Source organism: uncultured Parabacteroides sp., from assembly GCF_905196875.1.
Classification (GTDB): domain Bacteria; phylum Bacteroidota; class Bacteroidia; order Bacteroidales; family Tannerellaceae; genus Parabacteroides.
This window is the reverse complement of record NZ_CAJJWO010000010.1, coordinates 35,058-52,148: the sequence shown is the minus strand read 5'-3', so window position 1 is coordinate 52,148 and position 17,091 is coordinate 35,058. Positions and strand designations below refer to the sequence as shown.

Annotated in this window: 22 protein-coding genes; 20 read left to right on the top strand and 2 right to left on the bottom strand. The window is 40.7% G+C overall.

Annotated features, from left to right (window positions below; genetic code table 11):
- Positions 1-2 precede the first annotated feature (2 nt).
- Complete coding sequence (locus QZ076_RS05885; protein WP_075558849.1) at positions 3-362, bottom strand: BlaI/MecI/CopY family transcriptional regulator; 360 nt, start codon at positions 360-362, stop codon at positions 3-5.
- A gap of 170 nt (positions 363-532) precedes the next feature.
- Between QZ076_RS05885 and QZ076_RS05880 the strand changes: the two genes are divergently transcribed.
- The gene (locus QZ076_RS05880) at positions 533-766 is read left to right on the top strand and encodes a hypothetical protein (RefSeq protein ID WP_293711247.1); all 234 of its coding nucleotides are present in this window, start codon (positions 533-535) and stop codon (positions 764-766) included.
- An 89-nt stretch (positions 767-855) separates the two neighbouring features.
- Here QZ076_RS05880 and QZ076_RS05875 read toward each other — a convergent pair whose 3' ends face one another.
- Entirely contained in the window at positions 856-1,467 is a 612-nt protein-coding gene (locus tag QZ076_RS05875; RefSeq protein WP_293711128.1) for an HU family DNA-binding protein, read from the bottom strand.
- Between the two features lie 305 nt (positions 1,468-1,772).
- Here QZ076_RS05875 and QZ076_RS05870 point away from each other — a divergent pair, with 305 nt between their 5' ends.
- The 19 genes from QZ076_RS05870 to rplE all read left to right on the top strand — a co-directional run bounded on the left by QZ076_RS05870 (position 1,773) and on the right by rplE (position 17,090).
- Entirely contained in the window at positions 1,773-3,032 is a 1,260-nt protein-coding gene (locus tag QZ076_RS05870) for a VapE domain-containing protein (protein ID WP_293711244.1), read from the top strand.
- Between the two features lie 499 nt (positions 3,033-3,531).
- Positions 3,532-7,002 carry a DUF6383 domain-containing protein gene (locus tag QZ076_RS05865; protein WP_293711126.1) on the top strand — a complete coding sequence of 1,157 codons (3,471 nt, stop codon included), beginning with the start codon at positions 3,532-3,534 and terminating at the stop codon, positions 7,000-7,002.
- Positions 7,003-7,466: 464 nt separating this feature from the next.
- On the top strand, positions 7,467-7,877 hold the full coding sequence (rpsL, locus tag QZ076_RS05860) for a 30S ribosomal protein S12 (protein ID WP_028730650.1): 411 nt from the start codon (positions 7,467-7,469) through the stop codon (positions 7,875-7,877).
- A 157-nt stretch (positions 7,878-8,034) separates the two neighbouring features.
- Positions 8,035-8,511 (top strand): 30S ribosomal protein S7, encoded by a 477-nt coding sequence (rpsG, locus tag QZ076_RS05855; protein WP_075558846.1) that lies wholly within the window; start codon positions 8,035-8,037, stop codon positions 8,509-8,511.
- A gap of 28 nt (positions 8,512-8,539) precedes the next feature.
- Entirely contained in the window at positions 8,540-10,669 is a 2,130-nt protein-coding gene (gene fusA / locus QZ076_RS05850) for an elongation factor G (RefSeq protein WP_293711124.1), read from the top strand.
- A 21-nt stretch (positions 10,670-10,690) separates the two neighbouring features.
- Positions 10,691-10,996, top strand: a complete 306-nt coding sequence (gene rpsJ, locus QZ076_RS05845) for a 30S ribosomal protein S10 (protein ID WP_005634728.1) — start codon at positions 10,691-10,693, stop codon at positions 10,994-10,996.
- A gap of 21 nt (positions 10,997-11,017) precedes the next feature.
- Positions 11,018-11,635: a 50S ribosomal protein L3 gene (gene rplC, locus QZ076_RS05840; RefSeq protein WP_075558844.1), complete on the top strand. Its 618-nt coding sequence runs from the start codon at positions 11,018-11,020 to the stop codon at positions 11,633-11,635.
- Positions 11,635-12,264, top strand: coding sequence for a 50S ribosomal protein L4 (gene rplD, locus QZ076_RS05835; RefSeq protein ID WP_075558843.1), 630 nt, complete (start codon positions 11,635-11,637; stop codon positions 12,262-12,264). Before rplC ends, rplD begins: the two co-directional genes overlap by 1 nt.
- An 11-nt stretch (positions 12,265-12,275) precedes the next feature.
- On the top strand, positions 12,276-12,569 hold the full coding sequence (gene rplW, locus QZ076_RS05830; protein WP_075558842.1) for a 50S ribosomal protein L23: 294 nt from the start codon (positions 12,276-12,278) through the stop codon (positions 12,567-12,569).
- A gap of 8 nt (positions 12,570-12,577) precedes the next feature.
- Positions 12,578-13,402: a 50S ribosomal protein L2 gene (gene rplB, locus QZ076_RS05825; RefSeq protein ID WP_009859543.1), complete on the top strand. Its 825-nt coding sequence runs from the start codon at positions 12,578-12,580 to the stop codon at positions 13,400-13,402.
- Between the two features lie 20 nt (positions 13,403-13,422).
- On the top strand, positions 13,423-13,692 hold the full coding sequence (gene rpsS, locus QZ076_RS05820) for a 30S ribosomal protein S19 (protein ID WP_028730655.1): 270 nt from the start codon (positions 13,423-13,425) through the stop codon (positions 13,690-13,692).
- Between the two features lie 53 nt (positions 13,693-13,745).
- Complete coding sequence (gene rplV, locus QZ076_RS05815; RefSeq protein WP_009859542.1) at positions 13,746-14,156, top strand: 50S ribosomal protein L22; 411 nt, start codon at positions 13,746-13,748, stop codon at positions 14,154-14,156.
- Between the two features lie 6 nt (positions 14,157-14,162).
- Positions 14,163-14,903, top strand: a complete 741-nt coding sequence (gene rpsC / locus QZ076_RS05810; protein WP_028730656.1) for a 30S ribosomal protein S3 — start codon at positions 14,163-14,165, stop codon at positions 14,901-14,903.
- Between the two features lie 19 nt (positions 14,904-14,922).
- A complete protein-coding gene (gene rplP / locus QZ076_RS05805) occupies positions 14,923-15,357 on the top strand; it encodes a 50S ribosomal protein L16 (protein ID WP_028730657.1) in 435 nt (144 codons plus the stop codon).
- Between the two features lie 5 nt (positions 15,358-15,362).
- Positions 15,363-15,560, top strand: coding sequence for a 50S ribosomal protein L29 (rpmC, locus tag QZ076_RS05800; protein WP_075558840.1), 198 nt, complete (start codon positions 15,363-15,365; stop codon positions 15,558-15,560).
- 9 nt (positions 15,561-15,569) lie between these two features.
- A complete protein-coding gene (rpsQ, locus tag QZ076_RS05795) occupies positions 15,570-15,827 on the top strand; it encodes a 30S ribosomal protein S17 (protein ID WP_028730658.1) in 258 nt (85 codons plus the stop codon).
- 1 nt (position 15,828) lies between these two features.
- Positions 15,829-16,194 carry a 50S ribosomal protein L14 gene (rplN, locus tag QZ076_RS05790; RefSeq protein ID WP_046146311.1) on the top strand — a complete coding sequence of 122 codons (366 nt, stop codon included), beginning with the start codon at positions 15,829-15,831 and terminating at the stop codon, positions 16,192-16,194.
- 18 nt (positions 16,195-16,212) lie between these two features.
- Complete coding sequence (rplX, locus tag QZ076_RS05785; protein WP_075558839.1) at positions 16,213-16,533, top strand: 50S ribosomal protein L24; 321 nt, start codon at positions 16,213-16,215, stop codon at positions 16,531-16,533.
- Positions 16,533-17,090: a 50S ribosomal protein L5 gene (gene rplE / locus QZ076_RS05780; RefSeq protein ID WP_129732072.1), complete on the top strand. Its 558-nt coding sequence runs from the start codon at positions 16,533-16,535 to the stop codon at positions 17,088-17,090. Before rplX ends, rplE begins: the two co-directional genes overlap by 1 nt.
- Position 17,091 lies beyond the last annotated feature (1 nt).

Below are 17,091 nucleotides of genomic sequence, written 5' to 3'. Positions count from 1 at the left end.
ACCTATTCTTCATTTTCTATCTGATTCATCAGATCCTGCAAATCGCTTTTTGTCAGTTTACGGTTACGGACAAAAAAGGATACCATCTCTTTGTAAGAGCCGGTGAAGTAATTCTCTACAACGTTCGACATGAAAGTACGCTTGTAGTCAGCCTCTTTCACCTTGGGAGAGAACCGTGTGATGGTTCCGAACTTTTTCGGTGTGACATATTTCTTCTTTTCCAGGTTACGGATCACAGAGGCCACGCTCGTATAAGGCGGGCGGGGCTCAGGCATCTCGTTCAGTATATCCCGGATAAAGCAGGGACCTAGTCTCCAAATATAGAGCATAATGTCTTCTTCTTGTGCTGTCAGTCTTTCCATGTCTCTTCAATTATTTGAATTTTAATCTACTATCTTTTCGCAAATCTACTTAATTTAAGTAGATGGCGATTCTTTTTACCGATAAATATTGTTAACGGGGAAAGAGAAAGGAAGGTGTATAGGATGGAAAAGTTGTATATTTGAGACTGTTACATTTAAATCATGAGAAAATGAAAAGATCGATCCGACTTATCTTCCTGCTTCATCCGGTAGGTGGGTTCCAGTTTGATGAACATGGATTGGCTACAGGCGGTCCGTTTCCTTACTTCCCGTCCAACGGAGCTTTATTAACTGCTGTTGCCATGATGGCTGCCGGTTGGGACGGATCGTCGGGCGAAGCTCCCGGATTCCCGCAAGATGGAAGCTGGACAGTGAGGGCGGAGGGTTTTCTACCGATGCCGTAGTTGTTTCAACGCATACCCTTCACCTGTCACATTTGATGTAATGGACACATGAACAGCTTGTTAAGGTGAAACCTCTCGTTTCACCTTTGTTATTTTCTGTAATTACCGGGAACCGGCACATAAACCGGAAAACGGTATAACCCTTCTTTCTTTAATTTTCCGTCCTGTATTAATTTCGCCAGTCTGCGGTTGGCCGTCCCTTTGGTAAATCCGCATAAATATTGAAATTCTTCTCTGCTGATATAGGTGTGATCGAGGAAATGCCCGGTCAGCAGGCCATCTACCTCTATCTCCGAATATTTGTTGGAATGGTTTTTCCGGGTGGTACGTACGAACGTAGTTGATTTCAGTGCTTTCTTCAATGCTATTTCCGGGCGAAAGGCGATGGATTTGAACTTGATCGATTCGGCTCGTATCTCTTTGGGCGACTTGACCGGAGGACATTGGAGTGTCATTTGCAGATAACCCAAACCTTTGATATGAATACGGTCGCCTTCCTGCAGATGTAGAGTTATCGCATTACTGAGAGAGACCAGGGTAGCCTGGATATCTCCTATCGTTAAAGTAGACCGGGAGTGTATTTCTTTCGCCAGATCTTCCGTGTCGATTGTCCCGCTTGTTACTATGCGTGCATGTAAACGCGGTTTTCTGTTGCTACCCCGTGGTATCGGGTTACTGTAGAAGTCATATTCTGCTGACATATTCGTTCGATTTTCATGAGTAATTAGTATTTAAGTGCCTTCCTTTTTATCGCCTTACAATTGTTGAGCGATCGTTTGACAACTGTTAGGTGATTGTTTTACAGTTGTAAGGCGAACGCTTTACTATTGTGGAACGATGAAAAAGCGCCTACGAATATACTAATAATATATGACCTGTGCAACAAGATATACAAGGCTTTTCATTAGATGAGTTTCCGGAAAAGTTGTGGCCTGCAAATTTGCAAAACCCGTTATCCGCGTTATACCTTCGGTGAAAATACATAAAAAATCAACGTATGAAAAGTATGAAAAATCTTATTGAAACAGTGCTACGGTGGGTCCAAAACTGCCTGGGAGAAGCAAGCGGCAACCGTAAAGTGAAACAATCCGTAGTGACTGACAGGCATGTTGAAAAATCACCTGCGGGTAAAATGACGGATGCTCTTATGAAAATGGAAGATTTTCTGGAGAAGCAGTATGATTTTCGTTTTAATAAACTGACTGGGGAAACGGAATACCGGATGCGGCATGTCACCGATTGTCAGTTTATGCCGGTCGGTCAGCGTGACTTGAACAGCTTCTGCATAGTGGCCAGAAAGAGTGGTCTCGATTGTTGGGATCGTGATATTTCACGATATATTTATTCGGGTAATATAGTCGAATATCATCCGTTTCATCTGTTTATGAACGAATTGCCTCACTGGGACGGTACAGACAGGATAAGCGGATTGGCTCGTCGGGTGTCGGAAACGCCCTTGTGGGTGGAAGGTTTTCATCGCTGGTTGCTGGGTATGACGGCACAATGGTTAGGAATGGACGTATTGCATGCCAATAGCGTCGCACCGGTTTTGGTAAGTCGTAAACAGGGAAAACAAAAGTCTACATTTTGTAAAATGTTACTACCTGGTGAGTTACAGCGTTATTATACAGATAGTTTTGATCTTGCCAGCCAGACAGGATCTGAACGTAAATTGTCGGAATTCGGTTTGATAAACCTGGATGAGTTCGATAAATTCTCACCGCGCAAAATGGCTTTATTGAAAAATCTGATGCAGATGGTCGGCTTGAATATTCGTAAGGCACATCAAAAGAATTATAGTTCACTTCCCCGTATCGCTTCATTTATAGCAACTTCCAATCAGAAAGAGTTGCTGACTGATCCGACCGGAAGCCGCCGTTTTCTTTGTGTTGAGATAGAGGAGAAGATCGACTGTTCGCCTGTGGATCATGCCCAGCTGTATGCCCAATTGAAAGCGGAATTACTTGCCGGCGAACGTTATTGGTTTACGGGGGAAGAAGAAGCAAAGATAATGGTTTCGAATGCTGCTTTCTATAAGAGTCCGGTCGAGGAGGAGGTATTCCACTCTTGCTTTCGTCCGGCCGAATATGGTGAGGAAGCATTGTCTCTTTCATCTGCCGAAATCTTCAAACGATTGAAAAAATGTAATCCGGCAGCTATGCGAAGCGTATCGGCAGCCAATTTTGGCAAATTACTGGTTTCACTGGGTGTAGAACGCAAACATACGCGGTATGGGAACTTTTATCAGGTGGTGTCACAGCAATAGTCTGATTGGTAGGTGTTTGAAGGGCGTGACGGGTGACACGTCTATGTGCTTTTCTATTATATAATGTACGTGTACATTAATAACAGGCTTTATAGATGTTTGTCGGTTACAAATATTAACAATGTTGCTTTGATGTTTGTAAGGTTTTGTAATACAGTGGTATAAATCTAAAATGAGGCGAAAAATAGTGACTAATTAAAAGGTTCCTTTTTTCTCGTCAACAAAAGTACAAATTCCTTTTGGATTTGCAATCCTTTCCAAAGAAAAAAATGAAATCGTATGTTCTTTCTTATCAATTGAATAGTAAGATTAGTACGAAATTGTCGCTTTTCATTACAAACTCTTTTGTTCTACAAATCGATGACGAGAAAAAAGGAACGTTTTAGCTAGTCATTAACATTTAGAAACGTTCAAACAGATACGAAACATTACGAACATTAGTATTAATATTAAATTTAGAATTATGAACAAAAAGTTTTCTACTTTACTTGTTGGCGCTTTGCTGGCATCTAGTACTGGAGTCTTTGCTGCATCTACTGTAAGAACGGTAGGTCATAATGTGGGTTTGCGTCCGGCAGAAACTATGAGCGAAGATGGCCAAGCTAACACTATTACCAAATTTGAAAATAAGCTGTATCAGTTGTCTGATGGAGCTGGCAATGTATTGGTTCAGGAACGTAATCTGACTACCGGTGTATTGACAATGAAAATGGTAGCTGTTGCTACTGCTCCTATCAATGCTTCTTTGTGGTCAATTGAGGTTAAACCTGATGCTAACAGTGGTTACATATTTAACTATGTAAACAAAGAAACTGGTATGCCCTTAGCTATTGATGTAGCAAAAGCTATTGCTCCTGCAACAGTGAAAACTGCTGCTGAATTAACAAGTGATGCAACTCCTGCTTCTGTCGTTGAAGGTTGTTTAGATAACTGGGCATGGTATACTACCAACGATAATGGTGCTACTAAATTCCCGGCAGCGAAAGTCTATTCTTATTTTACTCAAGACTCTGTTGCTGTACTACAGAAGAATACCGCAGGTGACATTATTACTGTGAAATACACTAAAGCGGTAGCTGGTACTGCTGCTTCTTCTGTTGCAGAAGCAGTTACATTGCAACCTGTATTGGCTGAAGCTATCGTTTTGACGGCTGATGATCTGAATAGAAAAGTAGACTTCAAGTATCTGTTGGCTGATGCAGCTAAAGCAATGAGCGTGATCGCCAGCGATACATTTAAGATTGCTTCGTCAAAGGTACCTACTGCTGCAAGTGTATTTTTAGACAATCAATTTATGGCAGAAGCTGTTGGCACAGACATTTCTACTGCTGCAGGTTATGATGCAGATAAGATGGGTATCACTGCTAATAATAAGGAAGCAGACTATGTTTACCTGAAAACGGGAACTGAGTATCTGTATGTTTCTCCTGATTTCTATCCTAATCAATCAAAGTTCTTGAAATTAGATTTGAGCGAAGGTAAATTGGCGGCAGCTGGTATACCTGCTGGTTCTGGAATGACAGAAGCTACTTGGATGGCTCGTTCTGCTTTCAAGGTTACTTATCATCCTTCTCAAGACAGTTTGGTATTTGAACCGCTGAATGCTTTGAGTAAGAATCCGGCTAACAATGCTTGGTTGAATGGCGATTATGCATTTAACTCTGTAAATAATAAGCTTTCCGGATTCTTTAATGCTACTGCTACAAGCGCAACCGATTTGCAGGATGCTACTATTGGTCAGGTGGTAATTCGTATTGGTGATCTAACAGCAACACAGTCTGTCATCACAGCTTATAATACAGAACTTGATGGTTTTGCTTTGCCAGGTTCTTTGAAAACAAAGTTTACTTACGCAGATAGAAACTTTGAATATCTGACACGTGCCACTCTAACTCCGAATCTGTATTCTATCAAACGAGTTGTGGATGGAAAGAGTGTGGTATGTAATTTTAATGGAGCTATTATCTTTGATGCTATTGAAAAATATAGCGATGGTACCGCTGCTCAGAACTACAACGATATGCCTGCTACTATGTGGGTTGTTGATGCAACAGGTTGTACTACAATAGATATGAAGAACCGTGAATATGGTGTTAACGTAACTGCTTTCACAGCTCCTATGTTTAATGGTCAGTTGTATGTTGATGCTGATGGTAGTTATTTTACCATTAATAAAGACTATAAAGGAATAAAGACTTTAGACAATGAAACTTCTTATGCAATTGATCCTATAACTGATGTTGCAGCTTTGACTAGCGAACATCATGGTTACAAGAACCTGACGGATCTGATCATCACTAAATACAATCTTGCTTACAATTTGTTTGTAAACAAAGACTTATATCTGGATGTGACTGCTGACAAAAACTTTGCTCCGTCTGATTCAAAAGATGCTTTCTTCGAAGCTGAAGCTGTAACTGCAGCAACAGATGTTGCTTTTGGCGCAGGTGCTGGTGTAGCTGGTCTGCCTCAGTTGATTAGAACTGGTTATACTTTAAAAGTAAAAGATGCTAACCTGATTGATAATGACAAATATTATGTATTCCTGGTTAGCACCTATGGTGAACTGCCGTATTACTATGCAATGACTGATAAAGAAGCTACAGAGTTGAACGCAAAGGCTTCTACTACAGTATCTAAAGCAGTGTTCTATTTGAAAGCCGATCAGGTGAAGGGTGAAGAAAAATACTATGTATTGATCGATATCAATAATTCAGGTCTGGGCACAAAAGAAAGCGCTCTTACTTTGACTGGTACAACTAATGGTTTAGGACAGGCTCATTGTCTTGACAATGTTGGTCGTTTGAGTAGTGAAACACTTGACAATATCGCTTCTTCAAGAGCTTCTGCTTTTGCTGTAGGTGCTGAAAATGTATCATTGTATCGTACAATCACTGATGCTAAGACTGCTAAAATCTTCCGTCAGAGAGGTACTGCTAAAGAATATCTGTATGAAGATGCAAACAATCAGGTAGGTGCTCCTAGCTTTGTAAAAGACTTTGGTTATCTGGGTCTGACTGCACAAGGTATCACTCCGGTAGGCAAGAATACTACTACTGCTATGTATGCTAAATATGTGAAAGCTTCTAACGAAGTAATGCCTCAGTATTTGTTTGCTGTGGATACTGCAACTGTACAAGATGGTAAATGGTGTGCAACTGACGAACATGGATATATTAAGGAAGGTGATGCTCATAGTGACCATACTGTACCTTATATCGGTTATCTGGCAGGTAGATTCTTCGTTAATCTGACTGATTCTATCGAAGGCAAAACAGGAATGCTAAACAATGCAGACAAGTTTAAATACTCAGGTTATGATCGTCTTGGTTTCGTTGAAGCTATCTATCGTGTAGAAGATGGTGTTGAATATCTGTATATTCTGAAAGGTGGTAACACATTGGAAAGCGTACAAGCAAAATATAGCGTGGTTGATCCTGCTACATTTGCTGATGCAACTGTATTTGATAAGAAAACATTGGATGGCAAACATGCTAACTATGCATTCTCTTTGCGTCTGATCAATGAAGATCCTGAAAAAGACTTCCTGATCGAATCTAACGGTGTTGGTTCAGATATCGGTTCATTCAAGGGTGCTTGGGTGAAGGTTCAGAACTCTTGTCCGGTATTGGCTAAGTTCACAACAATAGGTTCCGATCATGCTGACGATGCAAGTTTGATGCAGGAACTGATCAACAATGCTCAGATTTTCAATATCGAAGATGCGTTGGACGAAGTTGCTACTGGTAATGGTAGTATTGATGCTGTTCCTACAGTATCTGTAGTTGTAGAAAAGGGTGCAGTTAGAATATTGAACGCAGAAGGAAAGACTGTAACAATCTCTAACGTATTAGGTCAGGTTGTTGCTAGCACTGTTATTACATCAAGCAATGCCTCAATTAATGTACCGGCAGGTGTGGTAATTGTCGCAGTGGAAGGTGAAGTAGCTGTTAAAGCTATTGTAAAGTAATAATCTGAAAAAGTAAAAAGAAGAGCGGAGTTCTCTGTTCTTCTTTTATCAAGATATAATTTATAATCAAAAAAAACTGCGTATTCCGGGTGGTAAACTTCTTGTGTCCATTCCTGAATAAGTATCCCGTGAGGGCGAATAAGTAGTTTTAATACTAAAGTAATAAAATAAAGTTCATCTGCCGGTATCCCTGTGAAGGGAAAAAGCAGACACAAGACAAGCCCCGTTGGTTTTAAGCCAGCGGGGCTTCGTGTTAAATAATAATAAATAGTATGAATTCACATGTTGTGTAGCAGAAACAAACGGGAACTATTATGTAACTTTGCACCGTTTTTAGCGCGAATTATGCAGAAAAAGAACTGTAACTCGTTGGTTATACGGAAATAATGCGTATCTTTGCAGCCTGAAATAGAAAAAGATATAAATATAATTATAACACATTCAAAGTTTAAAAAAGAAAAGAAATGCCTACAATTCAGCAATTAGTTAGAAAAGGAAGGGAGACTTTGGTGGTAAAAGGTAAATCACCTGCACTGGATTCATGTCCTCAGAGACGTGGCGTTTGTGTACGTGTTTATACTACAACCCCTAAAAAACCTAACTCTGCAATGCGTAAAGTAGCGAGAGTTCGTTTGACAAATGGTAAAGAAGTAAACTCTTACATTCCGGGAGAAGGACACAACCTACAAGAACACTCAATCGTATTAGTACGTGGTGGTCGTGTTAAGGACCTTCCTGGTGTACGTTATCACATTGTACGTGGAACCTTGGATACTGCTGGCGTAAACGGACGTACTCAAAGACGTTCTAAATACGGAGCTAAACGTCCGAAACCAGGACAGGCAGCTGCTGCAGCTAAAGGAAAGAAGAAGTAATTAGTTACATCCCTTCAAACTGAGAATTTAAATTAAGTATTAAAGCTGGTTTGAGTATTTGGATAGGCTACAAGGTTGAGTAAATGGTTCAGCGGAACCGTTGAAGACAAAGTTTAAAAAGGCAACCAAAGAAAAAAACGAAATTTTTGAAAACAAAATGAGAAAAGCAAAACCAAAGAAAAGACAGATCCTTCCGGATCCTGTTTTCGGTGATGTTAAGGTTACGAGATTCGTTAACCATTTAATGTATGATGGCAAGAAAAATACTGCCTTCGAAATTTTCTATTCCGCTCTGGAAACCGTTAAGGCCAAATTGCCTAACGAAGAAAAGTCTGCTCTCGAAATTTGGAAAGCTGCACTCGACAATATTACCCCTCAAGTCGAAGTGAAGTCACGCCGTGTAGGTGGTGCTACTTTCCAGGTACCTACTGAAATTCGCCCCGATCGTAAAGAATCAATTTCTATGAAGAACCTTATTATCTTCTCACGTAAGAGAGGTGGTAAGACGATGTCTGATAAGTTGTCTGCAGAGATTGTAGATGCTTTCAACAACCAGGGTGGCGCATTCAAAAGAAAAGAAGATATGCATCGTATGGCTGAAGCTAACCGTGCATTCGCTCACTTCAGATTTTAATTTAGCAAATTTAGGAGAATAAAAAAAGATGGCAACAAAAGCTGACGAACAATTAAAATATACCAGAAACATCGGTATCATGGCGCACATCGATGCAGGAAAGACTACGACTTCTGAGCGTATCCTTTTCTACACAGGTCTGACTCACAAGATTGGTGAAGTTCACGACGGTGCTGCAACTATGGACTGGATGGAGCAGGAACAGGAACGTGGTATCACTATCACTTCTGCTGCTACAACTACTTTCTGGAATTACGCTAATGATAAATATAAAATCAACTTGATTGACACCCCGGGACACGTGGACTTTACTGTTGAAGTAGAACGTTCACTGCGTATTCTGGATGGTGCCGTTGCTGCATTCTGTGCTGTTGGTGGTGTAGAACCCCAATCTGAAACAGTTTGGCGTCAGGCTGACAAATATAATGTACCCAGAATTGGTTATGTAAACAAAATGGACCGTTCCGGCGCAAACTTCTTTGAAGTAGTTCGTCAGGTGAAGGCTGTATTAGGCGCAAATCCTTGTCCTATTCAGATTCCTATCGGTGCAGAAGAAACTTTCAAAGGTGTAGTTGACCTTGTAACAATGAAAGCTATTCTTTGGCATGATGAAACAATGGGTGCTGAATATTCAATTGAAGAAATTCCGGCAGACCTGAAGGATGAAGCTGATGAGTGGAGAGATAAGATGCTCGAATCTTTGGCTGAATGCGACGATGCTTTGATGGAAAAATATTTTGATGATCCTTCTACTATTACTGAAGATGAAATCAGAACAGCTATCCGTAAAGGTACTATCGCTATGCAAATCAATCCGATGATCTGTGGTTCTTCTTTCAAGAATAAAGGTGTTCAGACTTTGTTGAATGCAGTTTGTGCATATCTGCCGAGTCCTGCTGATACAGAAGCTATCGAAGGTACAGATCCTAACGATCCTGATAAAGTAATCGTTCGTAAACCGTTGTTCGAAGAACCGCTGACTGCACTGGCATTTAAGATCGCAACCGACCCGTATGTAGGCCGCTTGTGCTTCTTCCGTGTATATTCAGGTTCTCTGCCTGCAGGTTCTTATGTTTATAACACTCGTTCAGGTAAGAAAGAACGTATTTCTCGTCTGTTCCAGATGCACTCAAACAAACAGAACCCGATGGAAGCTATCGGTTGTGGTGATATCGGTGCTGGTGTTGGTTTCAAAGATATCCGTACTGGTGATACTCTTTGTGACGAAGCACATCCGATTACACTGGAATCAATGGAATTCCCGGAGCCGGTTATCGGTATCGCAGTAGAGCCTAAAACTCAGAAAGACCTGGATAAACTGGGTATGGGATTGGCTAAGCTGGCTGAAGAAGATCCTACATTCCGCGTACAGACAAACGAAGAAACAGGTCAGACTGTAATTAGCGGTATGGGTGAACTTCACTTGGATATCATCGTTGACCGTCTGCGTCGCGAATTCAAGGTTGAATGTAACCAGGGTAAACCTCAGGTAACTTACAAGGAAGCTATTACCAAGTCTGTTGAACTTCGTGAAGTTTATAAGAAACAGTCTGGTGGTCGTGGTAAGTTTGCTGATATCATCGTTCGCGTTGAACCGGCTGATGCTGAATTCGAAGGTACACTGCAGTTTATCGACGAAGTGAAAGGTGGTAATATTCCTAAAGAATTTATCCCTTCAGTACAGAAAGGTTTCGAAAAAGCTATGAAGAACGGTATCCTTGCCGGTTATCCGTTGGATAAACTGAAAGTAACATTGATCGATGGTTCATTCCACCCGGTTGACTCTGACCAGTTGTCTTTCGAAATCGCAGGTATCCAGGCATTCAAGAGCGCTTCTGAAAAGGCTGGTCCTGCTTTGATGGAACCGATCATGCAGATGGAAGTTGTAACTCCGGAAGAAAGCATGGGTGATGTAATTGGTGACTTGAACAAACGTCGCGGACAGGTTGAAGGTATGGAATCAAGCCGTACTGGTGCACGTGTTGTGAAAGCTAAAGTTCCTTTGGCTGAAACATTCGGCTATGTAACAGCTCTTCGTACTATCACTTCAGGTCGTGCAACATCTTCAATGCAGTTCTCTCACTATGCTCAGGTATCTTCTTCTATCGCTAAGCAGGTACTGACAGAAGTACAGGGTCGTGCTGATTTGATCAAATAATTTAGAAACATATATAACAATATGAGCCAAAAGATCAGAATTAAATTAAAGTCTTACGATTATTCTCTGGTAGACAAGTCTGCCGAGAAGATCGTGAAGACGGTAAAGGCTACAGGTGCTGTTGTTAGTGGTCCTATACCTCTGCCTACACACAAGCGTATCTTTACTGTGAACCGCTCAACTTTCGTTAACAAGAAATCTCGCGAGCAGTTCGAACTATCATCTTACAAAAGATTGATAGATATTTACAGCTCAACTGCAAAAACAGTTGACGCATTGATGAAGCTGGAATTACCCAGCGGTGTTGAAGTAGAAATTAAAGTGTGAGTTATTTAAAAATTAAGTGAAATGCCAGGATTATTAGGAAAAAAAATCGGAATGACATCCGTTTTCAGTGCCGAGGGAAAAAATCTTCCATGCACTGTTATCGAAGTGGGTCCTTGTGTTGTTACACAAATTAAGACTATCGAGAAAGATGGCTATGAAGCAGTGCAGATTGGTTTCGAAGACAAAAAAGAGAAACACACTACACAGCCGGAAATGGGCCATTTCAAGAAAGCCGGTGTAGCTCCCAAGAGATACTTGGCCGAGTTCAAGAATTTTGAAACTGCATACAATCTGGGTGATGTAATCACTGTAGATTATCTGGAAGATGCTGGTTTCGTTGATGTAGTGGGTACATCAAAAGGTAAAGGTTTCCAGGGTGTTGTAAAACGTCATGGTTTCGGTGGTGTAGGTCAGACTACTCACGGTCAGCATAACCGTTTGCGTGCTCCCGGTGGTATCGGTGCTTGTTCTTACCCTGCAAAGGTATTTAAGGGCATGCGTATGGCTGGACAGATGGGTAATGAACGTGTAACTGTTCAGAACCTCGAAGTGATCAAGGTAATGCCGGAACACAATCTTTTATTGGTTAAAGGATCTGTTCCAGGAGCAAAAGGTTCAATCGTAATAATTGAAAAGTAATGGAACTGAGCGTATTTAATATTAAAGGTGAAGATACCGGAAGAAAGGTAACTTTGAACGATGCTATCTTCGGCATTGAACCCAATGATCATGCTATTTACTTGGATGTAAAGCAGTATTTGGCTAACCAACGTCAGGGTACTCATAAATCGAAAGAAAGAAGTGAGATCTCTGGTAGTACTCGTAAACTGATCCGCCAGAAAGGTGGAGGTGGTGCACGTCGTGGTGATATCAACTCTCCTGTATTGGTTGGTGGTGCTCGTGTATTCGGTCCGAAACCGAGAGATTATGAGTTCAAGCTGAACAAGAAGGTAAAAGGTCTGGCTCGTAAGTCTGCACTGACTTATAAAGCTACTAATAACGCAATTGTAGTTGTAGAAGATTTCGCTCTGGAAGCTCCTAAGACTAAAGAATTAATAACAATTGCTAAAAACCTAAAAGTGGCTGATAAAAAGTTACTTATGGTTTTACCGGAGAAAAATAATTTTGTATATTTGTCGGCTCGTAATTTAGAGAAGACAAATGTTATAACAGCTTCTGAATTAAACACATACAAAGTTCTTGATGCAGCAAATTTAGTGCTGACTGAAAGTTCTGTTGCTGTTATAGAAAAACTTTTTAACGCATAAGGAGTAAAGAAATGGGAATTATTATTAAACCTATAGTAACAGAGAAGCAAACAGCGATTACAGAAAAAATGGCTAATCGCTATGGTTTTCGTGTTTCTCCTGATGCCAACAAGTTGGAGATCAAAAAAGCTGTACAGGATATGTATAATGTAACTGTAGTTGATGTTAATACCATCAACTACTCTGGCAAGTTGAAAAGCCGTTATACAAAATCAGGTATTATCAATGGTAAACAAGCAGCTTTTAAGAAGGCAATCGTAACGTTGAAAGAAGGAGAAACAATAGATTTCTTTAGTAATATCTAAAAAAAGAAATGGGAATACGTAAATTAAAGCCCACAACACCGGGGCAGAGACACAAAGTTATTGGTGCATTTGATAAAATCACTGCAAGTACACCAGAGAAGTCTCTTGTGGTAGGTAAGAGCAGTACTGGTGGTCGTAACAACACAGGTAAGATGACAATGCGTTATCTTGGTGGCGGTCACAAACAAAAGTACAGAATTATCGATTTCAAGAGAAATAAAGATGGCATTCCTGCAACAGTAAAGTCTATCGAGTACGATCCAAACCGTACTTCTCGTATCGCTTTATTGTATTATGCTGACGGAGCAAAGAGCTATATCATCGCTCCGAACGGCTTGGAAGTTGGCCAGACAGTGGTTTCAGGTAGCGATGCCGCTCCTGAGGTAGGTAATACTTTGCCTATGGCAAATATTCCCGTTGGTACAATTATTCACAATATTGAGCTTCGTCCTGGACAGGGTGCTAAAATGGTACGTTCTGCAGGTGCATTTGCTCAGTTGACTTCTAAAGAAGGCGCTTATGCAATTATTAAGATGCCTTCTGGCGAAACCAGAAAGATTCTTGCTGCATGTAAGGCTACAATTGGTAGTGTAGGTAACTCAGACCATGGTCTTGAAAAATCAGGTAAAGCCGGTCGCTCTAGATGGTTAGGTCGTCGTCCTCACAACCGTGGTGTTGTAATGAACCCGGTTGATCACCCGATGGGTGGTGGTGAAGGTCGTGCTTCCGGAGGTCATCCAAGATCTCGTACAGGCTTGTATGCTAAGGGCTTGAAGACAAGAGCTCCGAAGAAGCATTCTTCAAAGTATATTATTGAAAGAAGAAAGAAATAATCTGATTAATTAAGTAAACTATGAGTCGTTCACTAAAAAAAGGCCCGTATATTAACATCAAGCTGGAAAAGAAAGTCTTGGCTATGAATGAGTCAGGAAAGAAAGCCGTAGTTAAGACATGGGCAAGAGCTTCAATGATTTCGCCTGATTTTGTAGGCCATACTATTGCAGTTCACAATGGAAATAAATTTATTCCTGTTTTTGTAACCGAAAATATGGTAGGTCACAAGTTGGGAGAATTTTCACCAACTCGTACGTTCCGTGGTCACGCCGGTAACAAGAAGAAATAATTATCGGTAGTAACAGGAATTCAGGAATCTGAAAATAAAAAGAATCAATAAAAATGGGTGCTAGAAAAAGAATATCAGCTGAAGCAAGAAAAGAAGCCCAAAAGACCATGTACTTCGCAAAGTTGCGTAACGTACCTACTTCTCCGCGTAAGATGCGTCTCGTTGTAGACATGATCCGTGGAATGGAAGTATTCCGTGCGCTTGGTGTTTTGAAGTTTTCTAACAAGGAAGCTGCAGCAAGAGTAGAAAAATTGCTTCGTTCAGCAATTGCCAATTGGGAGCAGAAAAATGAACGTAAAGCAGAAACTGGTGAGTTGTTTGTTTCTTCAATCAGCGTAGATTGCGCTACTACATTGAAGAGAATGCGTCCGGCTCCCCAGGGTAGAGGATACAGAATTCGTAAACGTTCGAACCATGTAACCTTGTTTGTTGATACACTTAGTAAAAACGATAGTCAAAATTAATTGTAGATGGGACAAAAAGTTAATCCGGTTAGTAATCGTTTAGGAATTATCCGTGGATGGGATTCCAATTGGTATGGCGGCAAAAATTACGGAGATACTTTGCTGGAAGATAGCAAAATCCGTAAATATCTGAATGCTCGTCTTGCTAAAGCTAGTGTATCTCGTATCGTTATTGAACGTACGCTTAAGTTGATCACAATCACAGTTTGCACATCACGTCCGGGCATTATCATCGGTAAAGGTGGTCAGGAAGTTGATAAGTTGAAAGAAGAGTTGAAAAAGATTACCGACAAAGAAGTTCAGATCAACATCTTTGAGGTAAAAAGACCCGAATTAGACGCAGTTATTGTTGCAAACAATATTGCTCGTCAGCTTGAAGGAAAAATTGCTTACCGTCGCGCTATTAAGATGGCTATTGCCTCTACCATGAGAATGGGAGCTGAAGGTATTAAAGTGCAAGTATCTGGTCGTTTGAACGGTGCTGAAATGGCTCGTTCTGAAATGTACAAAGAAGGAAGAACTCCGTTACACACACTGAGAGCAGATATCGATTACGCTTTGGCTGAAGCGTTGACGAAAGTTGGTTTGCTGGGTGTTAAGGTTTGGATCTGCCGTGGTGAAGTTTATGGTAAGAGAGATCTTGCTCCTTCATTCACTGCATCAAAAGATTCAGGTCGCAGAAATGACAATGCCGGCGGCAACAACAGAGGAGATAAAAACTTCAAGAGAAAGAAAGCTAATCGTTAAACGTTAGAATTAAGAAGAGATGTTACAACCAAAGAAAACCAAGTTCAGAAGACAGCAGAAAGGTCGCATGAAGGGCGAAGCTCAACGTGGCAACCAGCTGGCGTTCGGTTCGTTTGGTATAAAAGCGTTAGAGAATAAATGGATTACCGGTCGCCAGATTGAAGCTGCCCGTATCGCGGTAACTCGTTATATGCAACGTCAAGGTCAGGTTTGGGTTCGGATTTTCCCGGATAAACCTATTACAAAGAAACCGGCCGAAGTACGTATGGGTAAAGGTAAAGGTAATCCTGAAGGATTTGTTGCGCCTGTTACTCCAGGTCGTCTGATTTTCGAAATCGAAGGTGTTCCCTTTGATGTTGCAAAAGAAGCATTGCGCTTAGCGGCTCAGAAGCTTCCTGTAACAACGAAATTTGTTGTGAGACGTGATTATGATATGGCTAATCAAAATGCGTAATTGTTATGAAGATTGCAGAAATTAGAGAATTAAGCACAAAAGAATTGCTTGAAAGAGTTGATGCTGAGGTTGCAGCCTACGATCAGAAGGTTATTAACCACACTATCTCTCCGACAGACAATCCTGCACAGATTAAACAACAACGCAGGATGATTGCGCGCATGAAAACAGAATTGCGCCAGAGAGAACTTAACAACAAATAATTGAGCCTGATGGAAACTAGAAATTTAAGAAAAGAAAGAACGGGCGTGGTTACTAGCAACAAGATGGAAAAAAGCATCACAGTTGCTATTAAATGGAAGGAAAAACACCCCATTTATGGTAAGTTCGTTAATAAAACGAAGAAATATCATGCTCACGACGAAAAGAACGAGTGTAATATCGGTGATACCGTAAAAATTATGGAAACTCGTCCTTTGAGCAAAACAAAGAGATGGAGATTAGTTCAAATAATCGAAAGAGCTAAGTAACATGATACAACAAGAATCAAGACTAGTAGTAGCAGATAACAGTGGCGCAAAAGAAGCATTATGTATCCGTGTTTTGGGCGGAACAAGAAAACGCTATGCCACTGTTGGGGATGTAATTGTAGTTGCAATTAAGAGTGTAATCCCGTCAAGTGATGTGAAGAAGGGTGCTGTTTCTAAAGCTATCATTGTTCGCACTAAAAAAGAAATTCGTCGCCAGGATGGTTCATACATCCGTTTCGATGATAACGCTTGCGTATTGTTGAATGCCGGTGGTGATATTCGTGGAAGCCGTATCTTCGGTCCGGTTGCCAGAGAACTTCGTGCAACAAATATGAAAATTGTTTCACTTGCACCTGAAGTACTTTAATTCGTAAAATTTAAGGTAATGAGTAAATTACATATCAAAAAAGGCGATATAGTTTTTGTTAATACCGGCGAAGACAAAGGTAAAACAGGTCGTGTTTTACAGGTGCTCGTAGATGAGAACCGTGCTATTGTTGAAGGTGTTAATATGGTATCAAAGCATACCAAGCCTAATGCAAAGAATCCGCAAGGAGGAATTGAAAAGAAAGAAGCTCCTATCCATCTTTCTAACCTGAACGTGGTTGATCCTAAATCAGGAAAACCGACACGTATCGGTCGTAAAGAAAATGCAGAAGGTGCTTTAGTTCGTTATTCTAAAAAATCAGGGGAGGAAATTAAGTAATGAGCAATACTGCCAGTCTTAAAAAAGAATATCAGGACAGAATTGTTCCTGCTTTGACGAAAGAGTTCGGATATAAATCAGTAATGCAGGTTCCCGTACTGAAGAAGATTGTTATCAATCAAGGTTTAGGTATGGCTGCTGCCGATAAGAAGATCATCGATATCGCAATCAGCGAATTGTCTACAATCACTGGTCAGAAGGCCGTTGCGACAATTTCTAAGAAGGATATCTCTAACTTCAAATTACGTAAGAAAATGCCTATCGGTGTAATGGTAACATTGCGTCGTGAGCAGATGTATGAATTCCTGGAAAGATTAGTTCGTATCGCTCTTCCTCGTATTCGTGACTTCAAAGGTATTGAAAGTAAGCTGGATGGTAGAGGTAATTATACCATGGGTATTCAGGAACAAATCATTTTCCCTGAAATAAATATCGATAATATTACCAAAATATTGGGAATGAATATTACCTTTGTGACCTCTGCGAAAACAGATGAGGAAGGGTATGCTCTATTGAGAGAATTTGGGTTGCCTTTTAAAAATGCAAAAAAAGACTAAG